Raw genomic sequence first — 19,640 nt, 5'->3', positions numbered from 1 at the left:
CATGGCTACGCTTGAACTTCGCAATGTAAACAAGACCTATGGCGCCGGCCTGCCCGACACCTTGAAGAACATTGAACTGTCGATCAAGGAAGGCGAGTTCCTGATCCTGGTCGGCCCTTCGGGTTGCGGCAAATCAACGCTGATGAACTGCATCGCCGGGCTTGAAACCATCACCGGCGGCGCGATCATGATCGGTGATAAAGACGTCAGCGGCATGAGCCCCAAGGATCGCGACATCGCCATGGTGTTCCAGTCCTACGCGCTGTACCCGACCATGAGCGTGCGCGAGAACATCGAGTTCGGCCTGAAGATTCGCAAAATGAGCCAGGCCGATATCGACACCGAAGTAGCGCGCGTGGCCAAGCTGCTGCAGATCGAACACTTGCTCAACCGTAAACCGGGACAACTGTCCGGTGGCCAGCAACAGCGTGTGGCCATGGGCCGTGCCCTGGCACGTCGGCCGAAGATCTACCTGTTCGACGAACCGCTGTCCAACCTCGACGCCAAGCTGCGCGTCGAGATGCGCACCGAAATGAAACTGATGCACCAGCGTCTGAAAACCACCACCGTCTACGTCACCCACGATCAGATCGAAGCGATGACCCTGGGCGACAAAGTGGCGGTGATGAAGGACGGCATCATCCAGCAGTTCGGCACGCCAAAAGAGATCTATAACAACCCGGCCAACCAATTTGTGGCGAGCTTCATTGGTTCGCCGCCGATGAACTTCGTGCCGCTGCGCCTGCAACGCAAGGACGGTCGTCTGGTGGCGCTGCTCGACAGCGGCCAGGCGCGCTGCGAGCTGGCGCTTAACGTGTCGGACGCCGGCCTCGAAGACCGTGATGTGATCCTGGGCCTGCGCCCGGAGCAGATCATGCTGGCGGCAGGCGAGGGCGACAGCGCATCGAGCATTCGTGCCGAAGTTCAGGTCACCGAGCCGACTGGTCCGGACACCCTGGTGTTCGTGCAACTGAACGATACCAAGGTCTGCTGCCGCCTGGCGCCCGACGTGGCGCCGCAGGTGGGCGAGACCCTGACCCTGCAATTCGATCCAGCCAAGGTGCTGCTGTTTGACGCCAACACCGGCGAGCGCCTGGGCACTGCCGCTTCATTGCCAGCACAGGACCGTGCGGATAATGTGGCCCAATTCAAGGGACGCTGAGTGTTGCGCCTGAATGGATAACTTGTTGTTTTGGTTAAAAAAAGTAACCCGCGTTAGATAAAAACAGTTTAATAACAATAAAGACGAGGATGTAGGGATGAAAAAGCAACACAACAACACCCGGCTGATCTGCCAACTGTCAGCGGCAGCAGCCCTGGTATTGTCCGCCAATGCGATGGCGGACGATGCTTTCAGTGCCGATTCCAAGTGGATGACCGGCGATTGGGGCGGCGAGCGTACCAAGCTGATCGAGCAAGGTATCGATATCAAGGCTGATTACGTTGGGGAAGTCGGTGGCAACCTGAGCGGTGGCTACAACAACGACAAAACTGCCCGTTACGCTGACCAGTTCGGTCTGGGCGTAGCACTGGATCTGCAAAAGCTGTGGGGCTGGGATAACACCCAGGCCAAGATCCAACTGACCAACCGGAACGGCGCAAACATCTCCAATGACCGCATTGGTGACCCGCGTGCCGGCACCTTGAGTTCGTCTCAAGAAGTTGATGGCCGAGGCCACATGGTGCGTCTGACCCAGTTCTGGATTCAGCACCAGATGTTCGACAACAAGTTGGACGTGAAGCTCGGTTACTTCGGTGAAGGCGAAGACTTCAACACCTTCCCGTGCGACTTCCAGAACCTGTCGTTCTGCGGCTCGCAAGTGGGTAACTACGTCAACACCTGGTACAACTGGCCAGTCAGCCAGGCAGCGATCCGCGTGAAGTACAACATCACGCCTGAGCTGTATGCGCAAATCGGTGCGTACAACCAGAACCCATCGCAGCTGGAGCACGGCAACGGCTTCAAACTCAGCGGCAGCGGCACCAAGGGCACCGTATTGCCGGTGGAATTGGTCTGGTCGCCGAAGGTCAATGGCCTGCCGGGCGAATACCGTGTGGGTTACTACAAGAGCACCGCTGACGCTACCGACGTACGTGAAGACGTCAACGGTAACGATGCGGGCACCACCGGTGCGGCCTTCCGCGTGCGCAGCAGCAAAAGCGGCTACTGGGGCGTTCTGCAACAGCAACTCACCACGCACAATGGCGATGCTTCGCGCGGCCTGAACATTGCGGCCAACGTGACCTTCCACGACAAAGACACCAACCTGGTCGACAACTACCAGTCGCTGATGCTTGTGTATAAAGGGCCATTCGACGCACGTACCAAAGATGACGTCGGTATCGGTGTTTCCCGCATCCATGCCAACAGTGACGTGAAGAAAAACGCTGAGCTGCTCAACGCGGCCGGTGGCTTCACCGACTACGACCAGTCCGGTTACGCACCGCTGCGTAACACCGAGTACAACGTCGAACTCAACTACGGCATCCACGTCACCAACTGGCTGACCGTGCGTCCTAACCTGCAATACATCGCCAACCCAGGTGGTGTGAAACAAGTCGACAACGCGGTAGTAGCGGGCCTGAAAATTCAGTCTACGTTCTAACGCTGTTGCGATAAGCTCCTTCTCTCTGTGCGCATTTTGCGGATAGCCATGGCTATCCGCTTTTTTTTGGATTGCACTGTGAAGAACTTCAGGACCGTGGCACATGCATGAGCATCCGCTGCAACGCTTTTTCAAATCCCTGCGCGAGCGTCCGGTGTTCGCCTGGGAACGCTTTCAGATGCGCGACGTGTTGGTCATCGACCATCCGTTGTGCCAGGCAGTGTTCAGCCGTCAGGGCGCGCAATTGCTGCACTTTCAACCGCGTGGCCAGAAACCCTGGCTGTGGTGCGCGGCCAAGTGGCCGCAAGTCGGCGCCATCCGAGGCGGCGTGCCGGTGTGCTGGCCGTGGTATGGGCGTCATCCGAGCGAAAACGCGTGGCCTTCCCATGGGTGGGCGCGGCTGATCGACTGGAAGCTGCTCGACAGCAGCACCGACGACGACGGTGTGCGCCTGCACTGGCAATTGCAGCTGTGCGACTGGCAGGTCGACCTGCACGCACACCTGGGTGAAACCCTGGAGCTGCGCCTGTGCACCGAGCATCAGGACGAGTTGCCGTGCCAATTGAGCCATGCTTTGCACGCCTATTGGCGTATTGGTCACGTGGATGAGATAGCGCTGTCTGGGCTTGATGGCGCGCAAGGTTACGACCAGCTCAATCGCCAGGCTTGCCAGCAGGAAGGCGAGCTGCGCGTGGATGGCGGGTGCCAACGGGTGTTCCAGCACGAGGGCGAATTGCACCTCAAGGACCACGCCTGGCAACGCGAATTGTGCATCGACACCGGCGACAGCGCCGACACCGTGGTGTGGCACCCGGGCAGCCGGCCGTTGTTGGGCGTGAGCTTTAACGAGGCGTCAGGGTTTGTGTGCGTGGAGTCGGCGATGGCCGGGGCGAGCTTGGCGCCGGGGGAGAGGGCGCATTTGAGTTTGCAGGCCAGGGCAGGGGCTTAGTGGTGCGGCTGATGGCCTCATCGGGGGCAAGCCCCCTCCCACATTTGAAGGTATTCACAAATCAAACTGTGGGAGGGGGCTTGCCCCCGATGAGGCCAGTGAAGCCAGCACACAGGCTGGCTTAGTTGAACTCATCCCCCACCGGATACCGGCTGTCATTCAGGCTCTCTTTGATCTTGCGCAAATGCGGCTGGAAATCCACCCCACGGCGCAAGGTCATGCCGGTCGCCAGCACATCCAGCACGGTGAGCTGGATGATCCGCGAGGTCATCGGCATGTAGATGTCCGTGTCTTCGGGCAGCGGAATGTTCAGGCTTACCGTACTGGCCTTGGCCAGTGGCGAGTTCTCGGCGGTCACGCCCAGCACTGATGCACCGTTTTCCCGGGCGATGCGCGCCACTTCCACCAACTCACGGGTACGCCCGGTGTAGGAAATAATCACGAACAGCTCGCCCGTATGCGCCACAGACGCGATCATGCGCTGCATCAGCACGTCGGCATGGGCGGTCACGGCCAGGTTGAAGCGGAAAAATTTGTGCAGCGCATCCATGGCCACCGGGGCCGAAGCGCCAAGGCCGAAGAAGTGGATCTGCCGCGCCTGGATCAACAGGTCCACGGCCTTGCTGATCAGGGCCGGGTCCAGGGCCTGGCAGGCGCTGTCCAGAGATGCGATGGCGCTGCCAAAGATCTTCTGCGTGTAGGCCTCAGGGTTATCATCGGCTTCCACGGCGCGGCTGACATACGCCGCGCCACTGGCCAAACTTTGCGCCAGCTGCAATTTAAGTTCAGGGTAACCGCTGACGCCGAACGAACGGCAGAAACGGTTGACCGTCGGTTCACTGACCGAGGCGGCTTGGGCGAGGGCGGCGATAGAGAAGCGGGTCGCCTGCTGCGGGTTGAGCAGGATAACCTCGGCGACTTTTTTCTCGGCCTTGTTCAATTCTTCGAGGCGGTTCCGGATCTGTTCCAGAAGATTTCGCACGCGGTCCATTCAGTCTTTCCTTCGGGCGACGATGCAAATTAAGGGCGGTAACCAATCGACGAGTGGTTCTTTGCGGTGGCCTATCCTACTGAGGGTAGCTGAACACCACCACTCGGAATGCGTATTTCGGGAAAATGTTGTGGTTATTACTACATTTTTCCTTGAGTGATGCCTTGAAAAAAGGTATTTGTAGCTTAACTTGATAAAAGAACAAACATCATGCCTTCGATAACCGTAGAACCCTGCACCTTTGCCCTGTTTGGCGCGTTGGGTGATCTGGCGCTGCGCAAGTTATTTCCTGCTCTCTATCAACTCGATGGCGCGGGCCTCCTGCACGACGACACGCGCATCCTGGCCCTGGCCCGTGAGGCCGGCTCCGAACAGCAACACATGGCCCACATCGAGAAAGAACTGCGTAAGTACGTCGGCAAGGAACTTGATGAAGCCGTGGCCACACGCTTCCTCGCGCGCCTGGCCTATGTGCATGTCGATTTCATGAAAGCCGACGATTACGTCGGCCTGGCCGAGAAGGTCGGTAGCGACCAACGCCTGATCGCCTACTTCGCCACCCCGGCGGCTGTTTACGGAGCGATTTGCGAAAACCTGGCCAAGGTCGGCCTGGCGGAAAACACCCGCGTCGTGCTCGAAAAACCCATCGGTTCGGACCTGGAGTCCTCGCGCAAGGTCAACGACGCCGTGGCGCAGTTTTTCCCGGAAAACCGCACCTACCGTATCGACCACTACCTGGGCAAAGAGACGGTCCAGAACCTGATCGCGTTGCGTTTTGCCAACAGCCTGTTCGAAACCCAGTGGAACCAGCACTACATTTCCCACGTGGAAATCACCGTGGCCGAGCAAGTGGGTATCGAAGGCCGCTGGGGTTACTTCGACAAGGCCGGCCAGCTGCGCGACATGATCCAGAACCACCTGTTGCAACTGCTTTGCCTGATCGCCATGGACCCGCCGGCCGACCTGTCCGCCGACAGCATCCGTGACGAGAAGGTCAAGGTGCTCAAGGCGCTGGCGCCGATCAGCCCGGAAGGCCTGACCACCCAAGTGGTGCGCGGCCAGTACATCGCCGGCTACAGCGCCGGCAAGCCGGTGCCGGGTTACCTGGAAGAAGAGAATTCCAACACCCAGAGCGACACCGAAACGTTTGTCGCCCTGCGTGCCGATATCCGTAACTGGCGTTGGGCCGGGGTGCCGTTCTACCTGCGTACCGGCAAGCGCATGCCGCAAAAGCTGTCGCAGATCGTCATCCACTTCAAGGAACCGTCCCACTACATCTTCGCCCCCGAGCAGCGCCTGCAGATCAGCAACAAACTGATCATCCGCCTGCAACCGGACGAAGGTATTTCCTTGCGTGTGATGACCAAGGAGCAGGGCCTGGACAAAGGCATGCAGCTGCGCAGTGGCCCGCTGCAACTGAATTTTTCCGACACCTATCGCAGCACCCGTATTCCGGATGCCTACGAGCGGTTGTTGCTGGAAGTGATGCGCGGCAATCAGAACCTGTTTGTTCGCAAAGATGAAATCGAAGCCGCGTGGAAGTGGTGTGACCAGTTGATCGCCGGGTGGAAAAAATCCGGTGATGCGCCCAAGCCGTACGCGGCGGGCTCCTGGGGGCCGATGAGCTCAATTGCACTGATCACGCGGGATGGGAGGTCATGGTATGGCGATATCTGAATTGAAACTGCCTCAGGGCGTAACTGCTCATGAGTACCGCACGCCTGTATTGCTGGCCGATGGCCTGGCCAATGACGTGGCCGAGCAACTGCGCGCGGCCATCAGTGCCCGTGGCGAGGCGACCCTGGTGGTGTCCGGCGGCCGCAGCCCTGTGGCGTTTTTCCAGAACCTGGCCAAACAGGGGCTGGACTGGTCCAAGGTCACCATCACGCTGGCCGACGAACGTTGGGTACCGGTGGAGCACGCCGACAGCAATGCCGGCCTGCTGAAGAAATACTTGCTGCAAGGTCCGGCGGCCAAGGCCAAGTTCCTCAGCCTGTATCACGTTGCCGCCACGCTTGAAGATGCCGCCGAATTGGCCGATCGCCAGTTGGCAGAGTTGCCCGCCATCGACGTGCTGGTACTCGGCATGGGCGATGACGGCCACACCGCGTCGCTGTTCCCCAACAGCCCGAACCTGGCTGAAGCACTGAAGGCCGACGGTACCCGCCGTTGCTGGCCGATGCTTGCGCCGAGCGTGCCGCACCAGCGCCTGACCATGAGTCGCGCGTTGCTGGCCACGGCCCACTACACCGTGCTGTCGATTTCCGGCAGCGCAAAATTGACCACCTTGAGCGCCGCGCTGGCCAGTGACGACGTTGCTGCCATGCCGATACGCGCGTTTTTGCAACCTACTTTAGAGATTTACTGGTGCCCATGAGCCAAGGATCAGCCGCTATGAAAAGCCCTCAACCGACCGTGTCCATGGCGGATAAAGTTGCCTTGATCGACAGCCTCTGCGCCAAGGCGCGGATCCTGCCGGTGATCACCATCGCCCGCGAACAGGACATCCTGCCGCTGGCCGATGCCCTGGCAGCGGGCGGTTTGACCGCATTGGAAGTGACCTTGCGTTCCGAGTTCGGCCTCAAGGCGATTCAAGTGCTGCGCGAGCAACGCCCTGAATTGTGCACCGGTGCCGGCACCGTGCTCGACCGTCACATGCTCGAAGCCGCCGAAGTGGCGGGCTCGCAGTTTATCGTCACGCCAGGCATTACCCGTGACCTGCTGGAAGCCTCGGTGCACAGCCCGATCCCGTTGCTGCCAGGCATCAGCAATGCCTCCGGCATCATGGAAGGCTATGGCCTGGGTTACCGTCGCTTCAAACTGTTCCCGGCTGAAGTGAGTGGCGGCGTTGCTGCGATCAAGGCGTTGGGTGGCCCGTTCGGCGAAGTGAAATTCTGCCCAACCGGCGGCGTTGGTCCGGCCAACATCAAAAACTACATGGCGTTGAAAAACGTGATGTGCGTGGGCGGTAGCTGGATGCTTGATCCGGAGTGGATCAAGAACGGCGACTGGGCCCGCATCCAGGAAGTCACCGCACAGGCGCTGGCACTGCTGGATTGAGCTGATTTACCGAATCGTTGTTGCTGTGCTTAACGGCATTTTTGCGGCGCACTTGGTCGGTGTGCCGCTTTTTTTTGCCTGTAGAAAACCTCAAATCTAACGCTGAGCAATGTGGGAGCGGGCTTGCTCGCGAATGCGCTGGTTCAGTTGGCCTATTCGTCGACTGACCCAGCCTATTCGCGAGCAAGCCCGCTCCCACATTTTAGTCCGCGCTTAGCTCGGTTATTGCTTTGACCAAGGCATCGATGTCCGCCGCGGAAGTCACCAACCCCGGCGTTACCCGAATGCAGCTGCCAAAGGCCGCGCCGACACGGGTGGTGGTAAACAGGTCGTAGTCCTTGAGCAACCGATCCGCCATCACCTGCTGATCACGTCCGGTGAACTTGAACCCCGTGATCCCGCAATACAGCCGTGGGTCATCCGGCGTCAGCACCTCAATGCCCGGCAACTGACGCACCGGGTTCACCCACCGATCCCGCAGGTAATTGACCCGTGCGCCCTTGGCCGCCGAGCCACCCAGTGCACGGTGCTCTTGCAGCACCAGCGGCAAGGTCATCAGCGCCGGGAAATTCGGTGTGCTGTAGGGCGTACGCGCGCGAACATCGGTGGCCGGGTAATGACACTCGCCCATGTCCGGGTCGATATCGGCCAGGCGCTCCGGGGCGATGTACAGAAAGCCCAGAGTCAGCGGCGCGCCGATCCATTTGTGCAAATTGAAGCCGGCGAACTGGATGCCCAGTTGGGCGAGGTTGAATTCGATCTGGCCCAGGGCGTGGGCGCCATCGAGGATCACATCCACGCCGTGCTCACGTGCGGCTGTGGCAATCGCCTCGACGGGCATTACCAGGCCGGTGCGGTGGGTCACGTGGGTCAGGGCCATCAACTTGAGGCGTGGGTACTGCACAAACGCAGTGCGATAAGTCTGCACCAGGCTGTCGAAACTGGCCGGGTGAGCGTGGGATAACTCGATCACCTCCACACCGCGATAGCCCGCCAACCAGCGCATCGCGCCTTTGACCGTGTCGTACTCCAGGTCGCTGATCAGCACTTGGTCGCCCGGTTGCAGGTTGTTGTAGTTGCGGATCAGTGACTGCAAAGCTTCTGTGGCATTGCGGGTGAACGCAATCGACTCCGGGTCGGCGTCGATCAGTCCGGCCAGTTGGCGGCGCACCTCGTCGTTTTCATCCTGCTCAAAGCGCTGGCGCACATACAGCGAGTTGCTGCGGTTGATAAACGCGACGTGCTCCAGGTACTGCGCCCGTACCGCGTGGCTCATACGTCCGAAGTAGCCGTTTTCCAGATTGATCGGGCCAGGTTCCAGCTCATAGCGCTGGGCAATGGCCTGCCAGTGACGTTCGTTATCTGCATTCCTTGGCATGGCGAGGCTCTCAGTGGCGGGGGGCAGGTTTGCCGTGCTTTACGCGCAGCGGTTCCAATAGTTCGGACAGGCCGTTGTGGTCGATTTCCTGCATCAACGCCAGCAAGCCGCCCAACTCGCCGTGAGGGAAACCCTCACGGGCAAACCAGTTCAGGTAGGGGCCGGGCAGGTCGGCGATGATCCGGCCCTTGTATTTGCCGAAGGGCATTTCGCGGGTGATCAGCAATTCGAGTTTTTCGGGGTTCATGGGCTTCAAGCGTTCGAGTCGAGACCTTGGAAAATACAGGCATTCTGCATGAAGGCCAAATGACAGATCATGCAAATAACTCGCATACAGATGGTTCAATAATTTTTATCTTGTTGAAAAATAAGGAAAAAGTTGTTTTTTAAAACTTGGCACGGGCGCTGCAATCATTAATACACGTTTCTTAACCCGCACAAGGAATTGAAAAATGACTGACATCAACAAAGAATCGATCTCTGTACTTAACGACCTGATCGAGACCAGCAAAGACGGCCAGAAAGGCTTCGCAACTTGTGCTGAAGACATCAAGCACCCAGAGCTCAAAGCGCTCTTCCAGAAACGTGCCGCCGATTGCGCCAGCGCTGCCGCTGAGCTGCAAACCGCTGTGAAAGCCCTGGGTGGCGATCCGGAAAATTCCGGTTCGGTTGCCGGCGCACTGCACCGTGGTTGGGTCGACGTGAAATCGATGGTCACCGGCAAAGACGAAGAAGCCGTGCTGAACGAAGCCGAGCGCGGTGAAGACCACGCACTGAAGGCTTACAAAGAAGCGATCGAGAAGATCAACAAGCACAACCTGCTGGGTATTCGTGACCTGGTTGAGCGTCAGTTCCACGGCGCCCAACGTAACCACGACCAGGTGAAAGCCCTGCGTAACCAGGCTCGTGCTCAGTCTTGAGTCGCTCCTGATTAGAAAAAGCCCCGCTGATGCGGGGCTTTTTTATGGGCGATTTTTATACCCGGGTATCAGCCGATGCTGATCGGCGGCAGTTCGGTCAATGTCACCACCTGCTGCTTGCGGGGTGCGAGGATTTCCGCCTCACCGTCCACTACCAGCTCATCACGCTGGTTGAACACGCGAGTGGCGATGCGCACGCGAAACTTGGGCAGCTTCTCGAGGATTTCCAGACGCACGGTCAAGGTGTCGCCGATTTTCACTGGCTTCTGGAAGCTCATTTGCTGGCCGATGTAGATAGTGCCCGGCCCAGGCAGCTCGCAGGCAACGGCCGCGCTGATCAGGGCGCCGCTGAACATGCCGTGGGCGATACGCTCCTTGAACATGGTCGCCTTGGCGTACTCGGCATCCAGGTGCACCGGGTTGTGGTCGCCGGACATCGCGGCAAACAACTGGATATCACGCTCTTCGACGGTCTTGCTGTAGCTGGCGGTCTGACCGACTTCGAGGGCTTCGTACGGGGTGTTGGTAACCTGAGTCATCTCGGGGTGCATCCTGTGGCTAATCGGTAATTAAACAGTATGATTTTAAGCGTTTGATTTTAAACGAAAAATTATTCGCAGCGGGTCGGCCTGCGCAAGGTCAGAGCCTGTTGCAACCACGCCAGTACATCCGCTGTGACTTCATCACGGTTGGTTTCGTTGAACACTTCATGACGCGCCTGCGGGTAGATATTCAATTGCAGGTGCTGACAGCCGGCCTCACGCAACGCATGGGCCAGGCTTTTGAGACGCTTGCCTTCACTCACCGGATCACATTCGCCGCCCATCACCAGGATCGGCAGGCCCGGATCGATCTGCGCGAGATTGGACGCTTTGCTGATTTGCTGCAAGCCGCCCAGCAGGTCGATCCACAACTGGTTGGTGCAGCGAAAGCCGCAAAGCGGGTCGGTGATGTACTGGTCGACCTCGACCGGGTCGCGACTGAGCCAATCAAACGCCGTTCGGTTCGGCTTGAAGGCTTTATTGAACGAGCCGAACGACAGGAACTCGATCAGCGCACTGCGCCCGCGCAAACCCTGGCGTGCCCGTTCGATACGAGCAATCACCGCCGCCGTGCGGTACAGCGCAATCGGCTGGAAATTCGAACCGCTGAGAATCGCGCCATTCAGGCTGGCGCTGTGGTGCAGCAGGTAGGCCTGGGCGATGTAGCTGCCCATGCTGTGGCCCAGCAGAATAATGGGCAGCCCTGGCTGCTGCTGGCCGATGTGCTGGTTGAGGCTGGCCAGGTCGCCCACCACTTTGTTCCAGCCGTCCTTTTCGGCGTACAGCCCCAGCGTGCCTTCATCGGCGGTGCGGCCATGACCGCGCTGGTCCAGCGCATACAGGCCGTAACCGGCACCGCACAGGGCTTGGGCCAGGCGTGAATATCGACCACTGTGCTCGGCCATGCCGTGGGACAGCATGATGATTGCCCGGGTCTCGCCTTCCGGCAGCCATTGATTGACGTACAGGCGGCTGCGGTCATTCGCGGTCAGCCAGAAGGTGCTGTGGTTCATGGCGCTTCCTTTGCTCAGGGTCGTTGCAGTGTATAGCTCATCCTCGGGCTTGCGTCTGATCAGTGCAGGCCCTTGTAGGAAGATTCACGCAATTAATGACGCTCTTTCCTGTATTTGCCTGTTTGGCCATAGCTGCTAACGTCCCCAAAGCTCCGCTTTTTATAGCAGCACGTTTTTTATCGCTGCAGCGGTCGGACACACTCAGGTAAGAGGACAAGAATAATGCAACCTGATTTCTGGAATGACAAACGCGCCGCGGGCGTTCCCAATGACATCGACCTCACCACGTACAAGTCGGTGATCGAAGTCTTCGAACGTTCCTGCAAGGCCTTTGCCGACCGTCCGGCGTTCAGCAACATGGGCATCACCCTGACCTACGCCGAGCTTGAGCGCCAGAGCGCTGCGTTCGCCGGTTACCTGCAGCAACACACCGACCTCAAGCCGGGCGAGCGTATCGCGGTGCAGCTGCCCAACGTGCTGCATTACCCGATTGCCGTGTTCGGCGCACTGCGCGCCGGGCTGATCGTGGTCAACACCAACCCGTTGTACACCCCGCGCGAGATGCGTCACCAGTTCAAGGATGCCGGCGTGCGTGCGCTGGTGTACCTCAACCTGTTCGGTGCGAGGGTGCAGGAGGTGTGCGCCGACACCGAGATCGACTACCTGATCGAAGCCAAAATGGGCGACTTCATGCCGGCCGCCAAGGGCTGGTTGATCAACACCGTGGTCGACAAAGTCAAGAAAATGGTCCCGGCCTACCACCTGCCACGGGCGGTGTCGTTCAAACGCGCGTTGCGCATGGGCGCGGGGCAGGGGGTGATCCGGCATCCGGTCACGCTGGATGACATCGCCGTGCTGCAATACACCGGCGGCACCACTGGCCTGGCCAAGGGCGCGATGCTCACTCACGGCAACCTGGTTGCGAATATGCAGCAGGTCCGGGCGTGCATGTCCCAGGTCACCGACGATGGCCAGCCGCTGGTAAAGGAAGGGCAGGAGGTGATGATCGCGCCACTGCCGCTGTACCACATCTATGCCTTCACGGCGAACTGCATGTGCATGATGGTGACCGGCAACCACAACGTGCTGATCACCAACCCGCGCGACATCGGCGGGTTCATCAAAGAGCTGAAAAAGTGGCGGTTCTCCTGCCTGCTGGGGCTCAACACCCTGTTTGTGGCACTGCTGGACCACCCCGACTTCAAGACCCTGGATTTCTCCCACCTCAAGATCACCAACTCCGGCGGCACCGCCCTGATCAAGGCCACGGCCGAGCGCTGGAAGGCGGTGACCGGGTGTTCCATCGGCGAAGGCTACGGCCTGACAGAAACCTCACCCGTGGCCAGCACCAACCCGTACGGCAGCCAATCGCGCCTGGGCACGGTGGGGATTCCAGTGCCGGGTACAGCGATGAAAGTGATCGACGATGACGGGCACGAGCTGCCACTGGGTGAGCGCGGCGAGCTGTGCATCAAGGGCCCGCAGGTGATGAAGGGTTACTGGCAGCAGCCGGCCGCTACCGCCGAGGCGCTGGACGCCGACGGTTGGTTCAAGACGGGTGACATTGCGGTGATCGACAACGATGGCTTCGTCAGCATCGTTGATCGCAAGAAAGACCTGATCATCGTTTCGGGCTTCAACGTTTATCCCAACGAGATCGAAGACGTGGTGATGGCCCACCCGGCGGTGGCCAACTGCGCGGTCATCGGCGTGCCGGATGACCGCACCGGGGAGGCGGTGAAGCTGTTTGTCGTGGCGCGTACCCAAGGCGTGAGCCTTGAAGAACTGAAGGCGTACTGCAAGACCAATTTCACCGGGTACAAAGTGCCCAAGCATATTGTGTTGCGCGACTCGCTGCCGATGACGCCGGTAGGCAAGATTTTGCGCAGGGAGCTTCGCGACATCGCGTGACCCTGCTTGAAATCCACTCAAAATGTGGGAGGGGGCTTGCCCTAGATGGCGGTGTATCAGTCAGCAGATGTGTTGGCTGAAACACCGCTATCGGGGGCAAGCCCCCTTACACATAGATTCTTTATTGCCCTGAAAACCCTATTCCAGAGCCTTTTGCTGGGATATTTCATCGCAGCTTAAAGTGTGACCAAATATTGTAGGACAGTCATGTTTATGACCGTAGGGGCCCCTTTTGGCTCTAGGCGGCCCTTGGCAAAGCTGCTACTCTCGGCGCGCTTTGTGACTTCTCGGCCTGCTTGAAAGCGCCAGACTCACCTTTAAAAAAACACACACCAATAATAATCGCATCAAATGCGATGATGAATTCGCGTCGCTGAGGAGTGGGCTTCCATGAACGAAGACTTTTGGAAGGATAAGTACCCCGCCGGGATTGCTGCAGACATCAATCCAGACGAGTATCCAAATATTCAGGCGGTACTGAAACAGTCCTGCCAGCGCTTCGCCGACAAGCCGGCTTTCAGCAACCTGGGCAAAACAATCACCTACGGTGAACTGTACGAATTGTCCGGTGCTTTCGCCGCTTACCTGCAACAACATACCGACTTGAAGCCTGGCGATCGCATCGCCGTGCAACTGCCCAACGTCCTGCAATACCCGGTTGCGGTGTTCGGCGCCATCCGTGCCGGCCTGATCGTGGTCAACACCAACCCGCTGTATACCGCGCGGGAAATGGAACACCAATTCAATGATTCCGGGGCCAAGGCCCTGGTCTGCCTGGCGAACATGGCGCACCTGGCTGAAAAAGTCGTGCCCAAGACCGCCGTCAAACACGTGATCGTCACTGAAGTCGCTGACCTGTTGTCGCCGTTCAAGCGCCTGCTGATCAACAGCGTCATCAAGTACGTGAAGAAAATGGTCCCGGCCTATCACTTGCCCAAGGCGATCAAGTTCAACGACGTGCTGGCCAAGGGGCACGGCCAGGCGGTCAATGATGCCAGCCCGGCCAGCAGCGATGTTGCCGTGCTGCAATACACCGGCGGCACCACCGGCGTGGCCAAGGGCGCGATGCTCACCCACCGCAACCTGGTCGCCAACATGTTGCAGTGCAAGGCGCTGATGGGCTCCAACCTCAACGAAGGTTGCGAAATCCTGATCACGCCGCTGCCGCTGTACCACATCTATGCCTTCACCTTTCATTGCATGGCGATGATGCTGATCGGCAACCACAACATCCTGATCAGCAACCCGCGCGACTTGCCGGCGATGGTCAAGGAACTGTCGAAGTGGAAGTTCAGCGGCTTTGTCGGCCTCAACACGTTGTTCGTGGCGCTATGCAATAACGAAGGTTTTCGCAAGCTGGACTTCTCTGCGCTGAAAGTCACCCTGTCCGGCGGCATGGCCCTGCAACTGGCTGCGGCCGAGCGTTGGAAGGACGTGACCGGATGCAACATCTGCGAAGGCTACGGCATGACCGAAACCAGCCCGGTGGCGACGGTCAATCCGATCCAGAACATCCAGATCGGCACCATCGGCATTCCAGTGCCATCGACCGTGTGCAAAGTTATCACCGATGACGGCGTCGAGCTGGCCCTCGGTGAAATCGGCGAACTGTGCGTCAAAGGCCCGCAAGTGATGAAGGGCTACTGGCAGCGCGAAGACGCTACCGCCGAAATCCTCGACAGCGAAGGCTGGTTGAAGACCGGTGACATCGCGATCATCCAGCCTGACGGCTACATGCGCATCGTCGATCGCAAGAAAGACATGATTCTGGTCTCCGGCTTCAACGTCTATCCCAACGAGCTGGAAGATGTGCTGGCAACCTTGCCGGGCGTGCTGCAGTGCGCGGCCATCGGCGTGCCGGATGAAAAATCCGGTGAGCACATCAAGATCTTCATCGTGGTCAAGCCCGGTGCCACCCTGACCAAAGACCAGGTGATGGAGCACATGCGCGCCAATGTCACCGGCTACAAGGTGCCCAAGGCCGTTGAGTTCCGTGATGCGTTGCCGACCACCAACGTGGGCAAGATCCTGCGACGTGAGTTGCGTGATGAAGAGCTGAAGAAGCTCGGCCTGAAAAAGTAACCCAATAAAAACCCCGCAATTGCGGGGTTTTTTATTGGCCTGGATTGGAATGCAATCCAAATGTGGGAGCGGGCTTGCTCGCGAAAGCGGTGGGTCAGTAACACATCCGGCGACTGACACACCGCATTCGCGAGCAAGCCCGCTCCCACATTGTTGATCTGCGTCTTTACACCGCAAACTGCGCGAAGCTCACACCCGAACCCGCCGGGCGCACATCGGTGAGGAACGAGTCCTTGTCCGCGCTCAGCTCCAGAGTGATCTCCGGGCTGCGCTTGCCTGCATTGCGCACCACCAGGCCTTCAAGTTTTTCACGCAAAAATGCTGTCGGCACCTTCAGGTGCAGCAACTGATCGGACTCGGCGTTGTGCATCAACAGGTGAATCCACTCGTACTGGCCCACGGCAATACGGCCCACCGGCAGGTCGAACCACCAGATGTTGCGTTTGCGGTCCAGGTCGGTGAAGTGGCAGTTGTTGAGGCCGAGTACGGCACCGCCCAGTTCCTGGTTTCTGCGGGCGATAGCCTGTGCTTTATTGAGTTTCATAACCTTCCTACGGGATCTGTTATTCAGCGTTATAGCCTGAATGTGCGGGGCATTCTCGTGGGTTGGCTGCAAAACATAAAGCCAAACCTGCAGGCGGCGATGAAATGCCGGTCGAAAAATAATTGAAACTCTGCCGAACAGCCTCGGGTCAATCTCTACGTAATGACCAAAAACCTCGATTGTTCCAGGAGAAATACCATGAGCAGCACATCGGATAAGGCAAAAGGTTTGGCTAACGAAGCCGTCGGCAACGTCAAGCAAGGTGTTGGCAAAGTGACTGGCAACGACAAGCTGCGCGCCGAAGGCGTGGTTCAAGAAAAGAAAGGCGAAGTGCAGAAAGCGGTGGGCGACACCAAAGATGCGGTAAAAAAAGCCACCAAGTAAGTCTGAATCGCTGGCTGTATGCGTGCAGCCCGACGGCCATCCACGGATGGCCGTTTTTATGTCAGATGCTGCAACTAAAATCTGGTAATTGTTTCAAAGTCGCCAAGTAGGCTACTTTTGATGTAGAAAACGGCCCCTGAGTCGCCCACGACCTCACCCTTTTGCGGCGAAAGGAGACGCTATGATTTTTCCGGTATTACAAGGTTTACCCCTGCATAAGGTGCTGGTGCGCACCGTCAAGGAATTCGTCGATGACGAAATGCCCACCTATGCCTCGGCACTGGCCTACCAGATGCTGTTCTCGTTGTTTCCCTTCCTGCTGTTCCTTATCGCCCTGATCGGTTTCCTGCACCTGCCGGACTTCTTCACCTGGCTGCGCATGCAATCGGAACTGGTGCTGCCGCCCCAGGCGCTGGAGCAGGTCAACCCGGTGATCGACCAGTTGCAGCAGTCCAAAGGTGGCTTGCTCTCCGTGGGTATCGTGATCGCCCTGTGGACCGCCTCCGCCGGTGTACGGCTGATGATGAGCGCGATGAACGCCGCCTACGATGTGGTCGAAGGCCGTCCGATCTGGAAGCGCTTCCCGCTCTCGGTGTTCTACACCGTCGGCATCGCCGGCATGCTGCTCGCCGCCGCGGCGTTGATGGTGCTTGGCCCGCAGGTGATGGAGTGGCTCGCCGGGCAGATCGGTATGCAGGAATTCGTGGTGACCTTATGGACCATCCTGCGCTGGCCGCTGATCGTGATTTTGCTGATGTTCGCCGTGGCCCTCATGTATTACGTGATGCCCGATGTGGAGCAGAAATTCCGCTTCATCACGCCAGGCTCGGTGCTCGCCGTGGTGGTGTGGATCGTTGCTTCCCTGGGCTTTGGCTACTACGTTAAAACCTTCGCCGACTACAACGCCATGTATGGCAGTATCGGTGCGATCATCGTCCTGCTCCTGTACTTCTATATTTCCGCCGCGGTGCTGCTGCTGGGCGCGGAGATGAATGCCGTGATCGAACACATGTCGACTGAAGGCAAGGACCCGGGAGAAAAAGAGTTCGATGAACCCGCTGAACACGTTTCTGACACGGATGAAAAACAGCACGTCTCAGGCCTAGGCCGGGACCACTCCAAGCCCACACCCATTGAGCCTGATCGATGATCCGTGAAATCCTGAAAATGGGCGATGAGCGCCTGCTGCGTATTGCACCACCGGTTCCGCCGGAAATGTTCGACAGCCCCGAGCTTTGGCAGTTGATTGACGACATGTTCCAGACCATGGAACACGTCGGCGGCGTTGGCCTGGCCGCACCGCAGATCGGCGTCGATCTGCAACTGGTGATCTTTGGTTTCGAGGCCAGCGAGCGTTACCCGGATGCGCCACCGGTGCCGCAGACCATCCTGATCAATCCGTTGATCACCCCGCTCAGCCCGGTGGTGGAAGAGGGCTATGAAGGTTGCTTGTCCGTGCCCGGCCTGCGTGGCGCGGTAGACCGGTATCAGCAGATTCGCTACGAGGGTTTCGACCCTAAAGGCGAGCCGATCACACGCATCGCCGAGGGTTTCCATGCGCGCGTGGTGCAGCATGAATGCGATCACCTGATCGGCCGGTTGTATCCCTCGCGGATTACCGACTTCAGCAAGTTCGGGTTTATCGAAGTGATGTTTCCGGACATGGATCCGAAGGCTGACGAGTAGCTTTCAGGCCCAATGAGATCCAAATGTGGGAGCGGGCTTGCTCGCGAAGGCGGTGTATCAGTGACATATCCTGTGACTGATACTCCACATTCGCGAGCAAGCCCGCTCCCACATTTGCATTGCATTTCAAAGCGGGTTATTCGCCGGTTTCACAAACCGCAACGTCATCCGATCCGACTCGCCAATCGCCACATACTTGGCCTTGTCCTGGTCACCCAACTTCAATGCCGGCGGCAAGGTCCACACCCCACCGGGGTAATCCTTGGTGTCCTTCGGGTTGGCATTCACCTCGCTTTGCCCCGCCAGCTTGAACCCGGCGTCCGTTGCCAGCTTCACCACCTGCGCGGTGGTCAGGTAACCACTGTCCTTGATCGCTTCCAGATCCGCCCCATCCTTGGCCCGATGATCTTCCACCCCCAGCACTCCACCGGGCTTGAGCACCGTGTAGAACGCGCTGAAGGTGGCCGGCGCGGTGCCCGCGTCAACCCAGTTATGCACATTGCGAAAGGTCAGTACGGCATCGGCCGACGCAGGCTTACCGAACACCGGCGCCTTGGGATCGAACTCGACAACCTCGGCCTTGGCATAACGCGCAGGGTCGGCGGCGAATTTGTTTTTCAGGTTCTGTTCGGACGTCGCGGCGTAAGCACTGCTGCTCGCAGCCTGCACGGCGGCCACGTAATGCCCATGGTCCTTGAGCAACGGCGCCAGCACCTCGCTGTACCAGCCGCCGCCCGGGGTGATTTCGATCACCGTCTGCTGGGCGCCCAGGCCAAAGAATTCCAACGTTTGCTGCGGATGACGGTAAACATCGCGCGCGCTGTTGGCCGGGTCGCGCCAGCTGCCGGCGAGCACGCTGGCGTACTGCTTGGCGGTAATCGGTGCGTCGGCTGCCTGGCTGAGCGTTGGAACGAGCAGGGCGGTGAGGGACAAAGCTGCAAGCGTCGTTTTCATGATCATCCTGTAAGGGGCCACTGTGCCGTCGAGGCTAGCATGGGCCCTCTGCCGGGCGATCACACATTATCCGAGGTGCACCTCACCCTTGGTTATAAGCCCCATGGCGATCATGGGTTTATTGCGTTTGTAGCGCACCAGCCGCTCGCTGAGCGATTGTGGCAGCACCGTGTCCTGAGTGAAGCCCATGCGCTGGTACACACCTTCCAGATCCGGATGGCACAGCAGCCAGACTGTGCCTTCCACCTCGGCCACAGCCTGCAGAATCAGCCGCGCCGCCAACCCATTGCCGCGATACGCGGGGTCCACAAACACCCCGGTCAGCCACTGCCCACCCACCACCGGGCTCAGGCACAACCCGGCCACGATTTCGCCGTCGCGCGCCACCCATAAACGCCCACCTTTGATGGCCTTCATCGACGAATCATGGCTACGGTAAAACTTGTTGAGCAGCGGCCACAGCGGCGCTGCCAGCGGTTCGAGGTGCAGTTCGGGCATGGTCTTCAAGCGAGCAATATCAAGGGCCGGGGATTATAAGCGCCTTCTGCCCGGCAATAGGTGGTATACCCACTGTTACATCCCCTTCAGTTGAGCATGCATCATGGCCAAAGGTATGGATT

Annotated in this window: 20 protein-coding genes; 12 read left to right on the top strand and 8 right to left on the bottom strand. The window is 58.9% G+C overall.

Features of this window, described 5'->3' with window-relative positions:
- Position 1 precedes the first annotated feature (1 nt).
- The 3 genes from ACP7B3_RS08685 to ACP7B3_RS08675 all read left to right on the top strand — a co-directional run bounded on the left by ACP7B3_RS08685 (position 2) and on the right by ACP7B3_RS08675 (position 3,555).
- A complete protein-coding gene (locus ACP7B3_RS08685) occupies positions 2–1,162 on the top strand; it encodes an ABC transporter ATP-binding protein (protein ID WP_145159523.1) in 1,161 nt (386 codons plus the stop codon).
- A gap of 97 nt (positions 1,163–1,259) precedes the next feature.
- Entirely contained in the window at positions 1,260–2,606 is a 1,347-nt protein-coding gene (locus ACP7B3_RS08680; protein WP_145159521.1) for a carbohydrate porin, read from the top strand.
- Between the two features lie 103 nt (positions 2,607–2,709).
- Positions 2,710–3,555: a D-hexose-6-phosphate mutarotase gene (locus ACP7B3_RS08675; RefSeq protein WP_124418336.1), complete on the top strand. Its 846-nt coding sequence runs from the start codon at positions 2,710–2,712 to the stop codon at positions 3,553–3,555.
- A gap of 121 nt (positions 3,556–3,676) precedes the next feature.
- Here ACP7B3_RS08675 and ACP7B3_RS08670 read toward each other — a convergent pair whose 3' ends face one another.
- Positions 3,677–4,537 (bottom strand): MurR/RpiR family transcriptional regulator, encoded by an 861-nt coding sequence (locus tag ACP7B3_RS08670; protein ID WP_170039859.1) that lies wholly within the window; start codon positions 4,535–4,537, stop codon positions 3,677–3,679.
- Between the two features lie 219 nt (positions 4,538–4,756).
- On the opposite strand from ACP7B3_RS08670, the gene zwf reads away from it, so the two are divergent.
- From zwf to ACP7B3_RS08655, 3 genes are read left to right on the top strand one after another with little or no spacing between them, the layout of a single operon-like run.
- A complete protein-coding gene (zwf, locus tag ACP7B3_RS08665; RefSeq protein ID WP_106578444.1) occupies positions 4,757–6,223 on the top strand; it encodes a glucose-6-phosphate dehydrogenase in 1,467 nt (488 codons plus the stop codon).
- A complete protein-coding gene (pgl, locus tag ACP7B3_RS08660) occupies positions 6,210–6,923 on the top strand; it encodes a 6-phosphogluconolactonase (protein ID WP_426178631.1) in 714 nt (237 codons plus the stop codon). Before zwf ends, pgl begins: the two co-directional genes overlap by 14 nt.
- Positions 6,924–6,940: 17 nt before the next feature.
- Complete coding sequence (locus ACP7B3_RS08655; RefSeq protein WP_106578446.1) at positions 6,941–7,606, top strand: bifunctional 4-hydroxy-2-oxoglutarate aldolase/2-dehydro-3-deoxy-phosphogluconate aldolase; 666 nt, start codon at positions 6,941–6,943, stop codon at positions 7,604–7,606.
- A 202-nt stretch (positions 7,607–7,808) separates the two neighbouring features.
- On the opposite strand, the gene ACP7B3_RS08650 is transcribed toward ACP7B3_RS08655, so the two are convergent.
- Both ACP7B3_RS08650 and ACP7B3_RS08645 read right to left on the bottom strand, forming a co-directional pair.
- Positions 7,809–8,984: an aminotransferase class V-fold PLP-dependent enzyme gene (locus tag ACP7B3_RS08650; protein WP_426178630.1), complete on the bottom strand. Its 1,176-nt coding sequence runs from the start codon at positions 8,982–8,984 to the stop codon at positions 7,809–7,811.
- Positions 8,985–8,994: 10 nt separating this feature from the next.
- Positions 8,995–9,231 (bottom strand): DUF3820 family protein, encoded by a 237-nt coding sequence (locus ACP7B3_RS08645; RefSeq protein WP_017139191.1) that lies wholly within the window; start codon positions 9,229–9,231, stop codon positions 8,995–8,997.
- A 205-nt stretch (positions 9,232–9,436) separates the two neighbouring features.
- Between ACP7B3_RS08645 and ACP7B3_RS08640 the strand changes: the two genes are divergently transcribed.
- Positions 9,437–9,904, top strand: a complete 468-nt coding sequence (locus tag ACP7B3_RS08640) for a ferritin-like domain-containing protein (RefSeq protein WP_145159513.1) — start codon at positions 9,437–9,439, stop codon at positions 9,902–9,904.
- A gap of 68 nt (positions 9,905–9,972) precedes the next feature.
- Here the strand turns inward: ACP7B3_RS08640 and ACP7B3_RS08635 are convergent, their stop codons facing one another.
- A complete protein-coding gene (locus ACP7B3_RS08635) occupies positions 9,973–10,443 on the bottom strand; it encodes a MaoC family dehydratase (protein ID WP_003175719.1) in 471 nt (156 codons plus the stop codon).
- Positions 10,444–10,514: 71 nt separating this feature from the next.
- Entirely contained in the window at positions 10,515–11,459 is a 945-nt protein-coding gene (locus tag ACP7B3_RS08630; RefSeq protein WP_370003845.1) for an alpha/beta hydrolase, read from the bottom strand.
- Positions 11,460–11,681: 222 nt separating this feature from the next.
- Here ACP7B3_RS08630 and fadD2 point away from each other — a divergent pair, with 222 nt between their 5' ends.
- On the top strand, positions 11,682–13,370 hold the full coding sequence (fadD2, locus tag ACP7B3_RS08625) for a long-chain-fatty-acid--CoA ligase FadD2 (protein WP_262210420.1): 1,689 nt from the start codon (positions 11,682–11,684) through the stop codon (positions 13,368–13,370).
- A 390-nt stretch (positions 13,371–13,760) separates the two neighbouring features.
- A complete protein-coding gene (fadD1, locus tag ACP7B3_RS08620; protein ID WP_145159507.1) occupies positions 13,761–15,452 on the top strand; it encodes a long-chain-fatty-acid--CoA ligase FadD1 in 1,692 nt (563 codons plus the stop codon).
- 166 nt (positions 15,453–15,618) lie between these two features.
- Here the strand turns inward: fadD1 and ACP7B3_RS08615 are convergent, their stop codons facing one another.
- Positions 15,619–15,996, bottom strand: a complete 378-nt coding sequence (locus ACP7B3_RS08615) for a hypothetical protein (protein WP_262210422.1) — start codon at positions 15,994–15,996, stop codon at positions 15,619–15,621.
- A gap of 198 nt (positions 15,997–16,194) precedes the next feature.
- Here ACP7B3_RS08615 and ACP7B3_RS08610 point away from each other — a divergent pair, with 198 nt between their 5' ends.
- The 3 genes from ACP7B3_RS08610 to def all read left to right on the top strand — a co-directional run bounded on the left by ACP7B3_RS08610 (position 16,195) and on the right by def (position 18,066).
- The gene (locus ACP7B3_RS08610; RefSeq protein ID WP_076015848.1) at positions 16,195–16,380 is read left to right on the top strand and encodes a CsbD family protein; all 186 of its coding nucleotides are present in this window, start codon (positions 16,195–16,197) and stop codon (positions 16,378–16,380) included.
- A 181-nt stretch (positions 16,381–16,561) separates the two neighbouring features.
- Positions 16,562–17,530 carry a YihY/virulence factor BrkB family protein gene (locus ACP7B3_RS08605; RefSeq protein ID WP_262210425.1) on the top strand — a complete coding sequence of 323 codons (969 nt, stop codon included), beginning with the start codon at positions 16,562–16,564 and terminating at the stop codon, positions 17,528–17,530.
- Positions 17,527–18,066: a peptide deformylase gene (gene def / locus ACP7B3_RS08600; protein ID WP_145159503.1), complete on the top strand. Its 540-nt coding sequence runs from the start codon at positions 17,527–17,529 to the stop codon at positions 18,064–18,066. The genes ACP7B3_RS08605 and def overlap by 4 nt, the downstream gene beginning before the upstream one ends.
- Before the next feature lie 126 nt (positions 18,067–18,192).
- Here def and ACP7B3_RS08595 read toward each other — a convergent pair whose 3' ends face one another.
- Positions 18,193–19,020 carry a class I SAM-dependent methyltransferase gene (locus tag ACP7B3_RS08595; RefSeq protein ID WP_426178629.1) on the bottom strand — a complete coding sequence of 276 codons (828 nt, stop codon included), beginning with the start codon at positions 19,018–19,020 and terminating at the stop codon, positions 18,193–18,195.
- 66 nt (positions 19,021–19,086) lie between these two features.
- Positions 19,087–19,518: a GNAT family N-acetyltransferase gene (locus ACP7B3_RS08590; protein ID WP_145159499.1), complete on the bottom strand. Its 432-nt coding sequence runs from the start codon at positions 19,516–19,518 to the stop codon at positions 19,087–19,089.
- Positions 19,519–19,640 lie beyond the last annotated feature (122 nt).

This window comes from Pseudomonas sp. TWRC1-2 (assembly GCF_049896685.1).
Taxonomy (GTDB): Bacteria; Pseudomonadota; Gammaproteobacteria; order Pseudomonadales; family Pseudomonadaceae; genus Aquipseudomonas.
This window is presented reverse-complemented; position numbering and strand designations above follow the sequence as displayed.

What these genes read in the sequence shown, in the direction of transcription:
- ACP7B3_RS08680 (WP_145159521.1), top strand. Translation starts at nt 1,260, where the DNA reads ATGAAAAAGCAACACAACAACACCCGGCTGATCTGCCAACTGTCAGCG.
- ACP7B3_RS08635 (WP_003175719.1), bottom strand. Translation starts at nt 10,443, where the DNA reads ATGACTCAGGTTACCAACACCCCGTACGAAGCCCTCGAAGTCGGTCAG.
- ACP7B3_RS08645 (WP_017139191.1), bottom strand. Translation starts at nt 9,231, where the DNA reads ATGAACCCCGAAAAACTCGAATTGCTGATCACCCGCGAAATGCCCTTC.
- ACP7B3_RS08615 (WP_262210422.1), bottom strand. Translation starts at nt 15,996, where the DNA reads ATGAAACTCAATAAAGCACAGGCTATCGCCCGCAGAAACCAGGAACTG.
- ACP7B3_RS08595 (WP_426178629.1), bottom strand. Translation starts at nt 19,020, where the DNA reads ATGAAAACGACGCTTGCAGCTTTGTCCCTCACCGCCCTGCTCGTTCCA.
- def (WP_145159503.1), top strand. Translation starts at nt 17,527, where the DNA reads ATGATCCGTGAAATCCTGAAAATGGGCGATGAGCGCCTGCTGCGTATT.
- fadD2 (WP_262210420.1), top strand. Translation starts at nt 11,682, where the DNA reads ATGCAACCTGATTTCTGGAATGACAAACGCGCCGCGGGCGTTCCCAAT.
- zwf (WP_106578444.1), top strand. Translation starts at nt 4,757, where the DNA reads ATGCCTTCGATAACCGTAGAACCCTGCACCTTTGCCCTGTTTGGCGCG.
- pgl (WP_426178631.1), top strand. Translation starts at nt 6,210, where the DNA reads ATGGCGATATCTGAATTGAAACTGCCTCAGGGCGTAACTGCTCATGAG.
- ACP7B3_RS08675 (WP_124418336.1), top strand. Translation starts at nt 2,710, where the DNA reads ATGCATGAGCATCCGCTGCAACGCTTTTTCAAATCCCTGCGCGAGCGT.
- ACP7B3_RS08605 (WP_262210425.1), top strand. Translation starts at nt 16,562, where the DNA reads ATGATTTTTCCGGTATTACAAGGTTTACCCCTGCATAAGGTGCTGGTG.
- ACP7B3_RS08650 (WP_426178630.1), bottom strand. Translation starts at nt 8,984, where the DNA reads ATGCCAAGGAATGCAGATAACGAACGTCACTGGCAGGCCATTGCCCAG.
- ACP7B3_RS08610 (WP_076015848.1), top strand. Translation starts at nt 16,195, where the DNA reads ATGAGCAGCACATCGGATAAGGCAAAAGGTTTGGCTAACGAAGCCGTC.
- ACP7B3_RS08685 (WP_145159523.1), top strand. Translation starts at nt 2, where the DNA reads ATGGCTACGCTTGAACTTCGCAATGTAAACAAGACCTATGGCGCCGGC.
- ACP7B3_RS08630 (WP_370003845.1), bottom strand. Translation starts at nt 11,459, where the DNA reads ATGAACCACAGCACCTTCTGGCTGACCGCGAATGACCGCAGCCGCCTG.
- ACP7B3_RS08640 (WP_145159513.1), top strand. Translation starts at nt 9,437, where the DNA reads ATGACTGACATCAACAAAGAATCGATCTCTGTACTTAACGACCTGATC.
- ACP7B3_RS08655 (WP_106578446.1), top strand. Translation starts at nt 6,941, where the DNA reads ATGAAAAGCCCTCAACCGACCGTGTCCATGGCGGATAAAGTTGCCTTG.
- ACP7B3_RS08590 (WP_145159499.1), bottom strand. Translation starts at nt 19,518, where the DNA reads ATGCCCGAACTGCACCTCGAACCGCTGGCAGCGCCGCTGTGGCCGCTG.
- fadD1 (WP_145159507.1), top strand. Translation starts at nt 13,761, where the DNA reads ATGAACGAAGACTTTTGGAAGGATAAGTACCCCGCCGGGATTGCTGCA.